General features: G+C 60.3%; 15 protein-coding genes. 10 read left to right on the forward strand and 5 right to left on the reverse strand.

Annotated elements, in window-relative coordinates:
* The first annotated feature begins 16 nt into the window (after positions 1 to 16).
* The 7 genes from ACKVY0_RS28340 (at position 17) to ACKVY0_RS28370 (ending at position 6,398) form a co-directional block, all read left to right on the forward strand.
* Positions 17 to 241, forward strand: coding sequence for a hypothetical protein (locus ACKVY0_RS28340; protein ID WP_409218246.1), 225 nt, complete (start codon positions 17 to 19; stop codon positions 239 to 241).
* A 21-nt stretch (positions 242 to 262) separates the two neighbouring features.
* Entirely contained in the window at positions 263 to 508 is a 246-nt protein-coding gene (locus ACKVY0_RS28345; RefSeq protein ID WP_409218247.1) for a hypothetical protein, read from the forward strand.
* 100 nt (positions 509 to 608) lie between these two features.
* Positions 609 to 821, forward strand: coding sequence for a hypothetical protein (locus tag ACKVY0_RS28350; protein WP_409218248.1), 213 nt, complete (start codon positions 609 to 611; stop codon positions 819 to 821).
* Positions 822 to 854: 33 nt separating this feature from the next.
* Positions 855 to 1,100: a hypothetical protein gene (locus ACKVY0_RS28355; protein WP_409218249.1), complete on the forward strand. Its 246-nt coding sequence runs from the start codon at positions 855 to 857 to the stop codon at positions 1,098 to 1,100.
* Complete coding sequence (locus ACKVY0_RS28360; RefSeq protein WP_409218250.1) at positions 1,097 to 2,383, forward strand: hypothetical protein; 1,287 nt, start codon at positions 1,097 to 1,099, stop codon at positions 2,381 to 2,383. The genes ACKVY0_RS28355 and ACKVY0_RS28360 overlap by 4 nt, the downstream gene beginning before the upstream one ends.
* A 21-nt stretch (positions 2,384 to 2,404) precedes the next feature.
* Positions 2,405 to 3,271, forward strand: a complete 867-nt coding sequence (locus ACKVY0_RS28365) for an alpha/beta hydrolase (protein WP_409218251.1) — start codon at positions 2,405 to 2,407, stop codon at positions 3,269 to 3,271.
* A 4-nt stretch (positions 3,272 to 3,275) separates the two neighbouring features.
* Positions 3,276 to 6,398, forward strand: a complete 3,123-nt coding sequence (locus tag ACKVY0_RS28370) for a PAS domain S-box protein (RefSeq protein ID WP_409218252.1) — start codon at positions 3,276 to 3,278, stop codon at positions 6,396 to 6,398.
* A gap of 9 nt (positions 6,399 to 6,407) precedes the next feature.
* Here ACKVY0_RS28370 and ACKVY0_RS28375 read toward each other — a convergent pair whose 3' ends face one another.
* The 4 genes from ACKVY0_RS28375 to ACKVY0_RS28390 all read right to left on the reverse strand — a co-directional run bounded on the left by ACKVY0_RS28375 (position 6,408) and on the right by ACKVY0_RS28390 (position 10,859).
* Entirely contained in the window at positions 6,408 to 6,638 is a 231-nt protein-coding gene (locus ACKVY0_RS28375) for a hypothetical protein (RefSeq protein ID WP_409218253.1), read from the reverse strand.
* Between the two features lie 196 nt (positions 6,639 to 6,834).
* Entirely contained in the window at positions 6,835 to 7,395 is a 561-nt protein-coding gene (locus ACKVY0_RS28380; protein WP_409218254.1) for a hypothetical protein, read from the reverse strand.
* Positions 7,395 to 7,574 (reverse strand): hypothetical protein, encoded by a 180-nt coding sequence (locus ACKVY0_RS28385; protein WP_409218255.1) that lies wholly within the window; start codon positions 7,572 to 7,574, stop codon positions 7,395 to 7,397. Before ACKVY0_RS28385 ends, ACKVY0_RS28380 begins: the two co-directional genes overlap by 1 nt.
* A 120-nt stretch (positions 7,575 to 7,694) precedes the next feature.
* A complete protein-coding gene (locus tag ACKVY0_RS28390; RefSeq protein WP_409218256.1) occupies positions 7,695 to 10,859 on the reverse strand; it encodes a PSD1 and planctomycete cytochrome C domain-containing protein in 3,165 nt (1,054 codons plus the stop codon).
* 144 nt (positions 10,860 to 11,003) lie between these two features.
* Between ACKVY0_RS28390 and ACKVY0_RS28395 the strand changes: the two genes are divergently transcribed.
* Positions 11,004 to 11,786 carry a hypothetical protein gene (locus tag ACKVY0_RS28395; protein ID WP_409218257.1) on the forward strand — a complete coding sequence of 261 codons (783 nt, stop codon included), beginning with the start codon at positions 11,004 to 11,006 and terminating at the stop codon, positions 11,784 to 11,786.
* Between the two features lie 28 nt (positions 11,787 to 11,814).
* Here ACKVY0_RS28395 and ACKVY0_RS28400 read toward each other — a convergent pair whose 3' ends face one another.
* The gene (locus ACKVY0_RS28400; RefSeq protein WP_409218258.1) at positions 11,815 to 12,618 is read right to left on the reverse strand and encodes an alpha/beta fold hydrolase; all 804 of its coding nucleotides are present in this window, start codon (positions 12,616 to 12,618) and stop codon (positions 11,815 to 11,817) included.
* Positions 12,619 to 12,745: 127 nt separating this feature from the next.
* On the opposite strand from ACKVY0_RS28400, the gene ACKVY0_RS28405 reads away from it, so the two are divergent.
* Together ACKVY0_RS28405 and ACKVY0_RS28410 are read left to right on the forward strand one after the other, a co-directional pair.
* A complete protein-coding gene (locus tag ACKVY0_RS28405) occupies positions 12,746 to 14,020 on the forward strand; it encodes an efflux RND transporter periplasmic adaptor subunit (protein WP_409218259.1) in 1,275 nt (424 codons plus the stop codon).
* A 54-nt stretch (positions 14,021 to 14,074) separates the two neighbouring features.
* Positions 14,075 to 14,437: a retroviral-like aspartic protease family protein gene (locus tag ACKVY0_RS28410; protein WP_409218260.1), complete on the forward strand. Its 363-nt coding sequence runs from the start codon at positions 14,075 to 14,077 to the stop codon at positions 14,435 to 14,437.
* The last annotated feature ends 366 nt before the right edge of the window (positions 14,438 to 14,803 follow it).

Raw genomic sequence — 14,803 nt, forward strand, 5'->3', positions numbered from 1 at the left:
TAAGTATGCTCCTGCCATGATCGCGACGAAAACCAAGAAAATGACCAAGGCTAAGCCCAGGAGTGTCCGGCGGCGTTTGAAGCCCGGCATTTCTGACGACCTCGTGGAGCTGGAGAAGAACAAGAGGATGGGGGTCGAGGAGCTGATGAAGCTAGCCACCCTCATGCGTGACGCCAAGGACGATCAAACAGCCTCGCACTACAGTGACGAGTTCATGAAGGGCTTTTACGGCACGAAGTGAGAACAACCGGACGGACCGGGCATGCCCAAGGTTTTACGATCCAAACTGCCTCATGCGCTGATGGCGCATCTGCACCTACGCATTCGTGACCGCAGCATCAGTCTGGAGGACTTGGAACTCATGCTTTGGTGGCTGGACACCAACCCTGAGGTGCCGCATGGGCGCTGGTTCAAGCGGTTCCCCGGCATGACCGTCTGCGGCGAGGGCGAGCTGGTAAAGACGTTTCCGCTGCCGCATCAGGCGGCGACTGGTGAAGAAATCAGCTAAGCTGCCGCCTACATCTTGAAGCCCTACGCGCATGATGATGACGACCATAGCACGACAAAACCCACTTTGACCGCCTGGGCAAAGCGGTTACAATCCAGGTATGATCGCCACCAAAACCAAGCCGGAGTCAAAGGCGGCCCGTTCTCGCTCAAAGCCAGTCATCTCAAGTGAGATTCGCAGACTTCAGAAAAACAAGAAGCTGAGTCCCGCCGAATTGGGGGAATTGGCACGGCAGTTGCCAGAGGCGAAAACCAAGGCTGAAGTCGCGCGGTTGCGGGATGCTATCATGCGCGGTTTCTACGGCACTTTGTGAACTGCCGGAGGCAACAAGCCCGACTTCAGGAGCATGCCCAAAATCCTCCGCCAAAATCTGCCGCACCGGCTGATGAACCATCTGCTGGACCGGATCGAGAGCCGCAGCATCACGAATGACGATCTCATGCAATTCTCAGACTGGCTGAGCAGTAATCCCGAAGTGCCGCAGGGCCGTTGGTTCAAGAGGTTCCCCAGCATGACGGTCTGTGGCGAGAGCGAGCTGGTGAAGACGTTTCTGCTGCCGCAGCAGGCGGCGACTGGCGAGGAGGTGTTGTGAGTTCACCTGCTGGTAACATCTCTCGCATCCGCGCCGCGTTTCCTGCGCAAGGTTTCTTCCAGGACAAGGAGTGGGTGCTGTCGCCGGAGGCGTTTGCGCTGGATGCGGCGACGGTGGAGCTGATTCGAGCACTGGGACCGGCGCTGCGGGCGTTTCAGCGGGCGTGCAACCGGTTGTACTTCGATGACGGGTATCCGTGGGTGGCGAAGCTGCTGGATCAGGGCAAGCCGCAGCGGGTGATCGAGCTGGGGCGCAATCCGCGCTGGCATGAGGATCTGCCGCGGGTTCTGCGGCCGGATTTGGTGCTGACGGAAACCGGCGTGAGCATTTCGGAGCTGGATTCGCTGCCCGGTGGCATTGGTTTGACGGCGTGGCTGAATGAAACGTATGCGGCGCTGGATCAGAATGTGATCGGCGGGGCTGCGGGCATGGTCGATGCGTTTGCAGCAGCGTTTCCGAGTGAGGACATCCTGATCTCGCGTGAATCGGGCGATTATCTGCCCGAGATGAGCTGGCTGGCAGAGCGATTGGGCCGCCGTGTGCTGCGGCCGTGGGAGGTGGAGCCGTTTGAGCTGAATGGCGCGGCGATTTACCGCTTCTTCGAGCTGTTTGACCTCGTGAACGTCGAGAACGCGGACGTGATGCTGCGCATGGCCGAGCGCGGCGAACTGAGCTTCACGCCGCCGATCAAAGCCTTCCTCGAAGAGAAACTGTGGCTCGCGTTGTTCTGGTCGCCTGCACTCGAAGACTTCTGGAACTCCGCACTGAGCACTGAGCACTTGGCACTTCTGAAAAAGTGCATCCCCATGGGCTGGGTGGTCGATCCAGTGCCGCTGCCGCCGTTCGCGGTGTGGCCGAAACTCGACATCCAGAGCTGGCACGAGATGAAAACCTTCGGCGGGAAGCAGCGGCAGCTCGTTTTGAAGATCAGCGGCTTCTCGGAGCGTGGCTGGGGTTCACGCGGCGTGTTCATTGGTCACGATTTGTCGCAGGAGCAGTGGGGCGCGGCGATTGACGAGGCGCTGGCGAGTTTTCCAATGAATCCGTTCGTGCTGCAGGAGTTTCATCGTGCAAAGGTCGTCGTGCATCCGGCCTGGGATGAGGAAAAACAGGCCACGCGGGCGATGCAGAGCCGGGTGCGGCTGTGCCCGTATTATTTTGCGATTTCGGACGAGGACGACGATCCCGCGCTCGGCGGCGTGCTGGCCACGGTGTGCCCGGCAGACAAAAAAATCCTCCACGGCATGCGGGATGCGATGATGCTGCCTTGCGTTGCGCGGTGATTTCCGCTCCAATGGCGGACCATGAAGCTCCTACCCGCCCTGCTCCTCGTCACTGGCAGCGTTTTCGCCGCTGAACCGATCGTTGTGAAACTCTGGCCTGGCGGAGCGCCGGAAAAGCCCGGCGTGAAGATCGAGGCAGAAAAGGAAGTGCCAAAAAAATCGGCCGATGACGTGCAGCGTATCACGAACGTCACCGAGCCGATGATCACAGTCTTCAAACCGGAAAAACCGAACGGCACGGCGGTTCTGGTGTGTCCTGGCGGTGGTTACGGCATTCTGGCGTATGAGCATGAAGGCTCGCAGGTGTGCGATTTCCTCAATCAGCACGGTGTCACCGGCATCCTGCTCAAATACCGCGTGCCGAGGCGCGATCCTGCCGATCCAAGCCGCGAGCCGATGCAGGATGCGCAGCGCGCGATGGGCATCATCCGCCATCACGCCGCTGAATGGGGCCTCAAGCCGGATCGCATCGGCATTCTCGGCTTTTCCGCCGGCGGTCATCTCACGGTGATGTCGGCGTTGCATGCGAACGAGCGCACCTACACGACCGACCCCGCGCTGGATGTCGAGGACGCGACGCCGAACTTCGCGATTCCGGTTTATCCCGCGTATCTCACCGAGAAGAACAGTGGCTTCACGCTGCTGCCGGAGATCAAGGTGACCGAGAAATCGCCACCGATGTGCCTTGTGCATGCCAACGATGACAAGATCACCGCTGCTGGCAGTGCGCTGATCTACCTTGAATACAAGAAGCTCAACCTCCCCTGCGACCTGCACATTTATGCGAAGGGCGGTCACGGCTTCGGCATGCGCAAGAGCGGCGGCCCGGTGAACGACTGGCCGAATCGCGTGGCGGAGTGGATGAAGTCGATGGGGTATATCCCGTGATCGCATGAAAAAGCCCGCGTCACGGACCGCAAAGCCACCGCCGGCAGTTCCAGACTATTATCGTCTGGTCGTGCAGGATTTGACGGAGACGGTCTGCCGGTTTCGACCTGACGGTGAGTTCACTTATGTGAATGAGGTGTTTTGCCGCCTCTTCGGCAAGACCGCAGAGGAGCTAGTGGGAAGCCGCTGGCAGCCGGTGGTGGTGGCCGAGGATGTGTCAATGATCGAGGCAAAGCTGCGCCTGATCACCCCGCAGAGCCCGGTGGTGGTGATTGAGAACCGTGTGTACGATGGCACGGGCCAGATGCGCTGGATGCAGTTCGTGAATCGAGGCTTGTTTGACGCCTCCGGCCAGCTCGTCGAATTGCAGGCCGTGGGGCGCGACATCACGGTGCGTGTGGATGCCGAGGAGAAACTAAAGGAAAGCCAGCAGCGCTGGCGTTTCGCCTTGGAAAGCTCGGGGTTCGGTGTGTGGGACTGGGATGTCGAGCAGGACAAGGTCTTTTTTTCCAGCCAGTGGAAGATCCTGCTGGGTTATGAACCGCAGGATGAGATGCCGGCCGACTACCTTGGCTTTCAGTCCTTCCTGCACCCCGGTGATAAGCCGGAGTTGATGGCGGCCTTGCAAGAGCATCTCGATGGCCGAACGCCGAGCTTTGTTGGCGAATTCCGGCTGCGCAGCAAAAACGGCTCCTGGAAATGGGTGCTCAGCCGCGGTCGGGTGATCGAGTTTGACCTGGGCGGGCGGCCGAAGCGGATGATTGGCACCACGGCGGACATTTCCAAACGCAAAGCGGCGGAGGAGCGTGAGGCGTACAGCTTGCAGTTGATCGCCGAAGGAGCGCCCGCCGCTGCCGTGCTGGAGGCCATCACGCGCAATGTGGAGGCGGGGTTTCTGGGAATGCGGTGCAGTGTGATGCTGGTGTGTGCCTCGGGCACGCATTTGCAGATGAAGACGGCTCCCGGCCTGCCGGACTATGTCAAGGCGGCCCTCGACGGCACCCTCATCGCTCCCAACGCGACCTGCTGCGGCGCGGCAGCCTACTCTGGCATGCGCGTGATCTGCCCGAATGTCTTGACGGACGAGCGCATGGAGCCCTTTCACAAGCTGGCATTGAAGGCCAACCTGCGTGCCTGCTGGTCCGAGCCGATCCTGAGCAGTGTCGGTAAGGTGCTGGGAACGCTGGCCTGCTACCACCCGGCGCCCCATGAGCCCACTCAGACGGAGATTCAAACGGTCGCCAATGCGGCGCGTCTCGCCGGCCTGGCGATCGAGCGTGAATGGAAGGAGCAGGCGCTGCACATCAGCGAGGAGCGCTACGCGCGTGCGTTGCGCGGCACGACGGACGGGTTGTGGGACTGGAACATTGTGACGGGCGAGGTGTATTTCTCCCCCCGCTGGAAGCAGATGCTGGGATTTGAAGAAAATGAGCTTCAGAGCAGCCGGGAGGCAACGTTTCTTGCCCGGCTGCATCCGGAAGATTTGTTCCAGGTCCATGCCGCGCGTCAAGAGCACTTTGAGCGGCGCGCACCATATCTGGTGGAATTTCGCCTTCTCACCAAAGCCGGTGACTACAAGTGGTTCATGGCTCGTGCCCAGGCAGACTGGAACGAGGATGGCGAGGCGGTGCGCATGACCGGCACGATCTCAGACATCACCGCTCGCAAGCTGGCCGAGCAGGCGCTGGAGGAGAGCGAGCAGCGCTACCGTGCCGTGTTTGAACAGGCGGCGGTCGGGATTGCGGTGATCGAAACCGCCACGGGCCGTTATCTCCGCGTGAACCAGCGCATGTGCGAGATCAACCACCGCACGGGCGAGGAGATGCTGCGGCTGACCTTCATGGCTGTCACCCACCCGGATGATCTACCGGATGATCTGAACCAGATGGAGGAGCTGAAGGCGGGAACGGTCAGCAGTTTCAACATGGAGAAACGCAATGTGGCTCCGGATGGCGCCATCACGTGGGTCAACCTGACGGTCGCCCCCATGTGGCGTCCTGGTGAGCCGCCGCTGCGGCACATCGCCGTGGTGGAGGACATCAACGAGCGCAAGCAGGCGGAGTTTAACTACCGCCGTGAAATGGCCTACAATCAGGCGCTGGTGAACCACACCTCGGCCTTCATCTTTGTGATGGATGTCGCGGGTCGGTTCTTGCACTGCAATGCGGCTTTCTTCACCACCATGGGTTACCAGGAAAAGGAGGTGGCCGGCCAAACTCCGTGGGAAATCGGTTTGATGGACGCGCAGGAGATTGTGAGATCAAAAGATCGCTTTGCCCGTCTGCTGCGTGGGGAGGACAACCCGCCCACCGATGTGCGTCTGCGCACCAAGAGCGGTGAATGGCGCACGGTGGAGGTGCGCAGCACCTCCACCCGCAAGCCGGACGGCAGCCCGGACCGCATCGTCATCACCGGCACGGACATGACCGAGCGCAACCGCCTGCAGCGCGAGGTGCTGCGTGTCATCGAGCAGGAGCAGGCGCGCGTGGGGCATGATCTGCACGATGGCGTGGGCCAGACCATGACCGGCATGGTCATCATGATGGAGGCGCTGGAGGCGGAGCTGAATGGTGAGGCCAAGGTGCATGCCCTCCGCATCCACGAGCTGATGAACGAGTCGGTTTCCGAAGTCCGCCGCATGTCCCACGGGCTGTCGCCCACGAGCGTCAAATACCGGGGATTGGAAGGCGCCTTGAATCTGCTGGCAGAAACCGTGCGCACCAATTTCCGCACGCCTTGCAGTTTCGCGTTGGGTGCCGGCATCAGCATCAACAATCAGGACAAGGAGGGGCACCTCTTCCGTATCGCCCAGGAAGCGGTGAACAACGCCCTGCGTCACGGCAAGCCAAGCGAGGTGAAGATCTCGCTGCATGGAACCGACCTCTGCGAATGTGAACTGCGTGTCGAGGACGATGGGACGGGCATGAGGAAGTCCAAATCTCGTAAAGAAAACAGCCGGGACGGCATTGGCATGCGTGTGATGGAATACCGCGCCAATTTGATCGGTGGCAGGCTCAAGATTCACAACAAACCCAAAAAGGGCGTCATCGTCACCTGCCGCTTCGAATGTGATGCGGGCGGCTGCGCGCCAGCTCCGGTTCAGAAAAAGAAGCAGTCCGCGAAATAGCGCTGCTGTTCATTCCCGCGTGATGAACTCATCCAAGTTCAGCACGATGCGCGCAGTCGCCACCCAGGCGGCGTTTTCGGCTGCCGGGACATTGGGAACCACGTGATTGCCGATCGCGGCTTGCGCTTCTTCAGCAGACCCGTTTTGATAGGTGTAGCGGGATTCGGTGAGGAGCTTTTGCAGTGAGGCGAGTTCCGCCGCATTCGGCGTCAGGCCGCAGCGGCAGCGGGCCTTGCGCATCGAATTCCTCCGCCGCAAGGCCGCCAGTGGTAGCGGCCTAACCAATCCTGCGCGCCATCAACACCCCCTCGCGACCTGCGGATGAGTAATGGATGCCATCATAAACCCGGCTTCGTGCGATTCACCGACACCGGCCCGCTCGCGTTCGCTGCCACCGCCGTTCCGGCGGCGTTGGAACTTGTCCTCATGGGTGCGTTCATGCAGGCTTAAAGAAGCCAAGAATACACTTCGGATTCCGCACGCAAACCTGGACGTGATCGAGGCTGCGCAGCCCGGCAGTGGGATAGACCGGCTGGCCTTCGTTGAAGAAGCCGCGCACGGTGTCGAAGGGCTGCTCGCCTGCGGTTTCGTAGAGTTCGTGCAGATGGTTCATCACGGCGCAGTCGAGGAAGCGTGCCTTGGAGTCGGGGCCTTTGTTGCGGGCGGCTTCCATGCCCCGAACACGGCATCTTTCCATGTAGTTGTTGAATGCGTCCGTTACGAGGTCGGCGCTTTCTGGATCGGCAAGGTCAAGGCAAGTGCCGAGATTGAGGATTGCTCCGACGACCGCTGGTTTTCTCACGCTGGAGTTCGGGAGCCGGGCCATTTCTTCTGCCCAACGCAGGGCACGAGTGGGGCTACGTTCCCAGAAATAGGTGCCGTGGCCGAGCCAGTCCCACGGATTGGTGCTGGGGCGCAAATGCCCGCCATCGAAGATCATCCTGGCGACGCTCTCGTCGCAGCCGTGGTAGCCGAAGATGATCTGGGGCGGGAGCATCAGCGGAATTTCTTTTTGAGCCTGCCTGTCTTTGGATCGTGCATTCCGGTAGCAGCGAGCCACTTGAGCGCTTCCTCTGGGGTATTCGGACTTTCGGCAATAACGCGCCTGATCGCGGCGAGTGCCCGCTTGTAGTCAACCGAAGGGTATAAAGGTCTGGTATCGAGTGTGGCTTTCATGGCGCGAGGGTAGCGGGGAGGTTCAGGTTTTGCAACGAATGACAGATGGCTGCCGGATGCCCACTCCGGCATCGCTATTCACGAAGTTCCCATCGGCGGTGACGCTCATGGGGCCGACGGCTACTCCCTGGTAATGAACTCATCAAGGTTCAGTACGATGCGCGTTGTCGCCACCCAGGCTGCATTTTCGGGCGCGGGCACGTTCAGAACCGCATGTGAACCAATCGCGGCCTTCGCGTCATCAGCGGAGCCGTTTTGATAGGTGTAGCGGGCTTCGGTGAGGAGTTTTTGCATCGATGTGAGTTCGCGTTCGTCGGGCAGGCGAGAGACACAGAGGCGAAAGGCCTGCGTCAGCCGTGCCACATCATCTTTGAGCGTCGAATCGCTCAACACCTGTTTCGAGAGGGCCTGGGCGGCTTCGGCGAAGGCCTCGGCATTGAGTGTGGTGAGTGCTTGCAGCGGCGTATTGGAGACGGTGCGTTTGACGTTGGTCGTGTTGGCATCCGGGCAGTCAAAGGTGGTGAGGTCGGGATGCGGAGCGGTGCGTTTGAAGAAGGTGTACATGCCGCGGCGGTAGCGGTCCTCGCCCTTGCTGGTGGTCCATTTGAAATTGCCCGCGTAGCTGAGCGCGTCGATGCCTTCAGGAATCGGCGGGAAGACACTGGGGCCACCGATCTTCGCTGAAAGCAAGCCACCGGCGGCGAGATAGAGGTCACGCACGATCTCACCATCGACACGGAGGCGATTCTGCCGCCAGAGCAGTGTGTTTCGAGGATCGATCTCCTGGATGAGGGCGACTTCCTGCGGCGAGCGGAAGTGCTCAGTGCTTAGTGCGAAGTGCTCAGTCTTCTGAGCACTGAGCACTGAGGACTGAGCACTGGATTGGCGATACGTGGCCGACAACATGATGGTCTTGAGCAGTTTCTTCCGGCTCCAGCCTTGCTTGATGAATTCATCGGCCAGCCAGTCGAGCAGTTCGGGATGGGTGGGAGGCTCACCGCGCACGCCGAAGTCGGCGACGGTGCGCACGAGGCCTTCGCCGAACAAACGGTTCCAGAAGTGGTTCACGGTGACGCGAGGCGTGAGCGGATTGTTTTTGCTCACGAGCCAGCGCGCGAGATCGAGGCGCGTGGTGCCTTTGAGGGGCGGTAGAGTTGCCAAAGAGGCAGGTGTGACTTCATCCGCAGGCTGGAGGAAGTCACCACGATAGAGGAGATTGGTTTTGCGTGGGTTGTTCACGCGTTGGCCGATGACTCGCACGTCCATCACGGGTTGTTTGGGCAGATTGGCCTCTGCTTCCTTCAAAGCGCGGTCAGCGGCGACGACTGCGGGATTAACCTTCTCCATCCAGGCCCAGAGCGGCAGGATCACGACGGGATTGCGGCGTTTCGGTTCCTCGCTGAGAATTTTGCGGATCGCCTCGGGGGCGATGCTGTCCTCGGTTTCCTCACTGGCGGCGAGAATGCGGAAGCGACCGATCGTGTGGCTGATCTGTTTGTAGTTTTGATCGAGGCGCAGCGTGAGCTTGTCCTGCGGCTGCAAGATGACAGGTTCGGCGAATTGAAGCGTGAGCGTGTGCTTCTTGCCCGTGGCACCGGAGACTGCCCATCCGGTTTGATCATCGGTATCCAGCGTCTTGTCAGCGGTGAAGGTCTTCTGCTCAAAGTCGGCCTTGGCGGAGTGCAGGATGAGTTCCTGTGTGATTTTACTGCTCTGAAGCGTGGCGGTGATCTTGGTGAGCACGAAGTTGCCGCCCTTGTTGTAGCCGGGGCCCTTGCCGGGCAGGGAATCATCCGGCATGACTTCGATTTGCAGCGCGGTGATGGGTTTGGCGTGGTTGCTAATCTCCAGCGTGTAGCTGTCGGTCTTCGGCGTTTTGTTTTGAGCGAGGAAGGAACCATCGGGCTGCTTATGCAGTTTGGCGGAAACGGCCTTGGCATTGGTAATCGGCAGCGGCTCGAATTTTTGCACCGCTTTGGCCGCAGCGGCCTTCGTGAGACGCTCTTTGATGCCTTTCTCCCATTCCGGCAGTTTCACCGGCAGTTCGGCTTTGGCAGCGTCGAGAGCTTTGCGCAGCGGAATGAGCTGCTTCACGGCATCGCCGTTCTTCTTCTCGTATTCGGTCCATGCCTCGGGGGTGGTGGGCACCTGGCGGTTCACTTCGTCGCCATTGTTGAAGTAGGCGAAGAGCTGGTAGTACTCCTTTTGCGTGATCTGGTCGTACTTGTGCGTGTGGCACCGTGCGCAGCCGACGGTGAGGCCAAGCCACACGGTGCCGAGTGTCTCGGTGCGATCCATGCAGGCCTCGATGCGGAACTGCTCCTGATCGGTGCCGCCTTCGGTGTTGGTGAGCGTCTGGCGGTTGAACGCCGTGGCGACGATTTGTTCGGGCGTGGCTTCGGGCAACAAATCTCCAGCAAGTTGCTCGATGGTGAATTGATCGAAAGGCAGATCGTCGTTGATGGCGCGGATGACCCAGTCGCGGAAGCGCCACGCATCGGGACGTGGACGGTCTTTTTCATAGCCGTCGCTGTCGGCGTAGCGTGCCATGTCGAGCCAGTGACGGCCCCAGCGCTCGCCGAAACGTTCGCTGGAGAGAAGGCGGTCGAGCAGGGATTCGTAAGCCTGGGTGATGGCGGCGGAAGTGCTCAGTGCTGAGTGCTCAGTGCTGAGTTTTTTGATTTCGGCGACGAAGGCGTCCACTTCTTCGGGAGTAGGCGGCAGGCCGTGGAGGTCGTAGGTGACGCGGCGGATGAGGGTGATGGGATCGGCTTCGGGAGAGGGAGTGATGCCTTTTTCAGCGAGTTTCGTTCGAACAAACAGATCGACTGGATGGGAACTTGACTGAGCACTCAGCACTGAGAACTGAGCACTTGCTGACGAAGGCAGCTTCGGCCTCGAAATCGGTTTATAGGCCCAATGCGACACAAACTTGGCTCCTTCAGCGATCCATTGCTGCAGAACCTCGATGTCGCGTGATTTGAGCGGATGCTTGGCGCGATGCTTCGGCGGCGGCATCTGCTCCTCGGGATCATCGGAGACGAGACGGGCGATCATCTCGCTCTGCTCAGGTTTGCCTGGAATGATGCCGTGTGCGCCGCTCTTCAGTTCTTTCAGCGCGAGTTCGCGGCTGGTGAGCACGAGGCCGCCTTTGGAATCATCCGGGCCGTGGCATTCGAGACAGTGCTCGGCGAAGAGCGGCTGCACATCGCGGACGAAATCGACCGGCGCGGCGTGAGCGGTTGCCGCAACGAAAAGGAGAGGGGTGAAACGAAAAGCAGACACACAGCTTAAACGCAATGTGCCTGCTTCGTGTTGCGCGGGTGCTCCTCAGATCTAGCTGCCAATGCACTGTGAGAGAGGATTCTAGTTCTTGAGTTAGTAAAACAGATCGGGCACAATGGCTCCATGAGATGGTTGTGTGTCATCATGATAAGCATCGCTGTCGGCGTGTTGCTGGATGCTGCGGTATTGTATACGCTTTACTCGTCCAAAGAAATGCGGCTGACCCGATTGGAGCACGCAGCACAGATGGATGCTGGTCAATTTGATCCCGACAAGATGGAGCAGAGCTTGGTGCTTGCGAGAGAAGTCTGGCAATTGAAGAGTGATGTGTATGGGCCAACAGATCGTGCAACTTTGCGAGCACGGGCCATCTATGTCAGCCATCTTTCTTCTCCGGGGCATCACGAGGAATGGAGAAAGGAGGCTTTTGAGTTGATCGCACTGGAGAAGCAGTTGTACGGCCCCAAAGACGAGCATGTCTTGCAGGGGCTTGAAGACTTGGCGGCAAACCTTGACTACCGGAAGCAGCATTCAGAAGCCGAAGGCGTGTGGCGCGAAGTTCTCCAAGCCAGCACGGAACACGGTATGCTGCGTTACCGTGGCATGGTTATTCTTGAATGCTTGGAGGAAAATCTGGACCAGCAAGAAAAGTATGACGAGGAACTGGCGGTAATGTTACAAGAGCACATGCCGCGTATAGCTCCGTTGGCTAAAGGGCAGAGGACGGAGCATGGCAATGAAGGCCTGTTCAAAGAGGTCGATTATCGCAGACAAGAAGTGCGCCTTCAACAGCAGGTCAAACATGTGGAGGCAAAGGCCTCGGCCAAACGCGACTACGAAACAGCCCGCTCCAAGCTCGGTGCAGAGCATGACGACACAAAGAGGCTCAAAACGCGCCTTGAGGAACTCCAGAAAACAAAACTGTAGCGAGAAGTCGGAAAGCCGGGTTTGCGGATCAATGCTTCAACAGCCACTCGGTCGTGCGCGGGTTGAAATCGCCCATTTGTTCCCAGTGGAAGGCGTGGCCAGCGTTGTCGTAGAGATGGAGATCGGCGCCGGGGATGGCGGCGGCGACTTCTTTGCCCATCCACTGCGGGGTGAAGGTGTCGTCCTTGCCACCGATGACGAGGGTGGGGCATTTCACGTTCTTGAGTTCGTTGAGCGTGTTGTGGGTCATGGCGGCGGCGCTTTGGGCCTCCGTGGCGTGCAGGGGCTGCGGGGCGGAGTTGGTGGCGGCGTCTTTGAGGCCCTGCTGCATGTTGTTGTAGCAGTCATCGTTGTCGAACCAGGGCTTGGTGAAGATGAGCATCTGAATCCACTGCATGAAGTCCTCGGGGCGCATGTTCGCCTTGGCCTTCATGAGGTGCTGCCAGGTGTAGAGGCCGAAGCGGTCCTGCCGCGCCCAGGTACACATGAGGATCATGCTTTTGACCTTCTGCGGATGACGCAACGCAAGCTGCTGGGCGATGACGCTGCCGAGCGAGCAGCCGACGATACGGGCCTGCGCGATGCCGAGCTTGTCCATGAGGCCGGCGTAGTCATCGGCCATCATGGCGGTGGTGTAAGGACCGACGGGCTTGTCGGTCTCGCCCACGCCGCGATTGTCGCCGAGGATGCAGCGGAAGTGCTTCTCCCAGGCCTGCGCATGCGCGTCCCACACGCCGCCGGGGGCGGTGACGCCCATGATGCAGACGAGCGGTTCGCCGCTGCCGCGTTCTTGGTAAAACATTTTGATTCCGTTGGTTTCGACGTGGGGCATGGGAAGTGGTTCTTGGTTCGAGGTTCTTAGTTCAAGGTTGAGGCGGAGATTTGAGCAGGGAGGCACGAGAGCAACAAGTAAAAATCACCTGCCGCAGCTCAAAGAGGGTGCATGATGTGCGTGCCCCATGTCCGAAGCCAAGAACGAAGCCGCCAATGCCGCCACGCCGCCGTGGGAGGCGAAACGTCCGCCTACCGGCCGTGGTCTGATGCGCAAATTGGTGATCGGTCTCATGGTGGCCGGTTTGATCGGCGTGGTGGCCTATGCTTTGAAAGCGCGGCCGGTCGAAGTCGAGGTGGGCGTGGTGCAAAACGGGCCGCTGACGGTTTATGTGTCCGAGGAAGGCAAGACGCGCATCCGCAACCGCTACATCGTCGCCGCGCCGCTGGCGGGCAGCATGCAGCGCGTGACGTTGAAGCCGGGCGATGAAGTGAAGTGCAATGAGACGGTTCTCGCGCGCATCGAACCCTCGCTGGCACCGCTACTGGATGCGCGTTCGCGGGCGCAGGCGCAGGCACGGGTGGACGGCGCCATGGCGGCACGCAGCCGGGCGAATGAAGCGATGGACATGGCCCGCACCGGTTTGAAGTACGCGCAGACAAACTGGGATCGTATCAAGCACAACACGGACAAGGGAGTCATCTCTGCGACGGATCGCGACGCCTTTCAACGTGAGGCGGATATGAAGGCTGGCGAGGTGCGTGCGGCGGAGTTTGCGCTGCAGGTGGCGGAGTTTGAACTGACGCAGGCCAGAGCGGCGATGCTGCAGCTCGAATCACCGGTGGAAGATGGCAAGTCCATCGAGGTGCGCTCGCCGGTGAACGGTCTGGTGCTGCGCGTACAGCAGGAAAGCGCCACGATCGTCGCGCCGGGTGCGCCGATCATTGAAATCGGTGATCCGGGCGATCTGGAGATCGAGGCGGAGATTCTTTCGCGCGATGCGGTGGTGATCCAGCCGGGCGCTGTCGTCACGGTGGAGCAATGGGGCGGTGATGAGCCGGCGAAGGCCCGCGTGCGCCGTGTCGAGCCTGCGGCGTTCACCAAAGTGTCCGCGCTCGGCGTGGAGGAGCAGCGCGTGCTGGTGCTGAGTGATTTCGTGGCGCAGACGCCTGCGCTGAAGGCGCTGGGAGATCGCTACCGCGTGGAGGTGCGTGTGGTCGTGTGGCATAGCGATGACACGCTGCTGGTGCCGGCTGGGGCGCTGTTTCGTGAAGGCAGCGAATGGAAAACCTTTCTCTTTGATGACGGCATGGCCAGGGCGGTGACGGTGAAAGCCGGACGCACGGACGGCAAGCTCACGCAGGTGCTGGACGGCCTTAAAGCGGGTGACGAGGTGCTGATGCATCCGCCGGACACGGTGCAGGACGGCAGCGCGGTGGTGAAGCGCGATGAGCCGAAATGAAAAGTGGCGGCATGGAGCATTGAATTCACCCATCGGCCGTGCTTTCCTTCCGACATGAGCCTTTATCGAGTCACCATGACCATCGCCGATCCGCGTGACACCATGCGCACGACGATGCCGGTTGATGCGTTGGTTGACACTGGTTCCGAACTCACCTGGATGCCCGCCGCGTTGCTGGAGGACATCGGGATTCAACGGCAGAAGAAAAGGAGCTTTCGCACGGCCACAGGGCAGACGCTGGTGCGGGATGTTGGTTATGGACTGGTGCGTGCCGAAGGTTTCGAGACGGTGGATGAGATCGTGTTTGGTGAAGCCTCGGATATGACGCTGCTCGGTGTGCGAACGTTGGAGGGCTTTGGCGCGGCGGTCGATCCGCTCGCACGCCGGATGGTGGCCACGATGACGATCGCGGCTTGAAATGAAGCCTGGCATTGCGTGAGATGGATGACGATGCCTCCGCTGCGCGTGCCATCCCCGATGCGCAACAAATCTGACCCGATGCCGCCTTTGACCGCCAGTGGGCGCTCACCCTGCTGGCACAGGCGATGGACCGCCTGCGGACGGAATGCACCGTCGAGGGCAAGGCGGCGTTGTTCGATGCCTTGAAGCCCTAGCTCATGGGGGATGCCGCACATGGGGATCAGGCCGCGCTAGCTGCAATGCCGTTAAGCAATCCTGCAACGAACGCCGAACTGGCCCCTCACCTAACCTTTCGCTTCGCGGCGCTTCGCTAGCCCCGAAGCTCGCCTGTTTGCGCAACACGTTTCTCGCGGGGAGAGGGAC

Source organism: Prosthecobacter sp. (genome assembly GCF_046154365.1).
Classification (GTDB): domain Bacteria; phylum Verrucomicrobiota; class Verrucomicrobiia; order Verrucomicrobiales; family Verrucomicrobiaceae; genus Prosthecobacter.

Excerpts from the sequence above, each read along its gene's own strand:
- ACKVY0_RS28380 (WP_409218254.1), bottom strand. The coding sequence starts at position 7,395 with ATGCTCCCGCCCCAGATCATCTTCGGCTACCACGGCTGCGACGAGAGC.
- ACKVY0_RS28345 (WP_409218247.1), top strand. The coding sequence starts at position 263 with ATGCCCAAGGTTTTACGATCCAAACTGCCTCATGCGCTGATGGCGCAT.
- ACKVY0_RS28355 (WP_409218249.1), top strand. The coding sequence starts at position 855 with ATGCCCAAAATCCTCCGCCAAAATCTGCCGCACCGGCTGATGAACCAT.
- ACKVY0_RS28395 (WP_409218257.1), top strand. The coding sequence starts at position 11,004 with ATGATAAGCATCGCTGTCGGCGTGTTGCTGGATGCTGCGGTATTGTAT.
- ACKVY0_RS28350 (WP_409218248.1), top strand. The coding sequence starts at position 609 with ATGATCGCCACCAAAACCAAGCCGGAGTCAAAGGCGGCCCGTTCTCGC.
- ACKVY0_RS28375 (WP_409218253.1), bottom strand. The coding sequence starts at position 6,638 with ATGCGCAAGGCCCGCTGCCGCTGCGGCCTGACGCCGAATGCGGCGGAA.
- ACKVY0_RS28385 (WP_409218255.1), bottom strand. The coding sequence starts at position 7,574 with ATGAAAGCCACACTCGATACCAGACCTTTATACCCTTCGGTTGACTAC.
- ACKVY0_RS28405 (WP_409218259.1), top strand. The coding sequence starts at position 12,746 with ATGTCCGAAGCCAAGAACGAAGCCGCCAATGCCGCCACGCCGCCGTGG.
- ACKVY0_RS28410 (WP_409218260.1), top strand. The coding sequence starts at position 14,075 with ATGAGCCTTTATCGAGTCACCATGACCATCGCCGATCCGCGTGACACC.
- ACKVY0_RS28370 (WP_409218252.1), top strand. The coding sequence starts at position 3,276 with ATGAAAAAGCCCGCGTCACGGACCGCAAAGCCACCGCCGGCAGTTCCA.
- ACKVY0_RS28365 (WP_409218251.1), top strand. The coding sequence starts at position 2,405 with ATGAAGCTCCTACCCGCCCTGCTCCTCGTCACTGGCAGCGTTTTCGCC.
- ACKVY0_RS28400 (WP_409218258.1), bottom strand. The coding sequence starts at position 12,618 with ATGCCCCACGTCGAAACCAACGGAATCAAAATGTTTTACCAAGAACGC.
- ACKVY0_RS28340 (WP_409218246.1), top strand. The coding sequence starts at position 17 with ATGATCGCGACGAAAACCAAGAAAATGACCAAGGCTAAGCCCAGGAGT.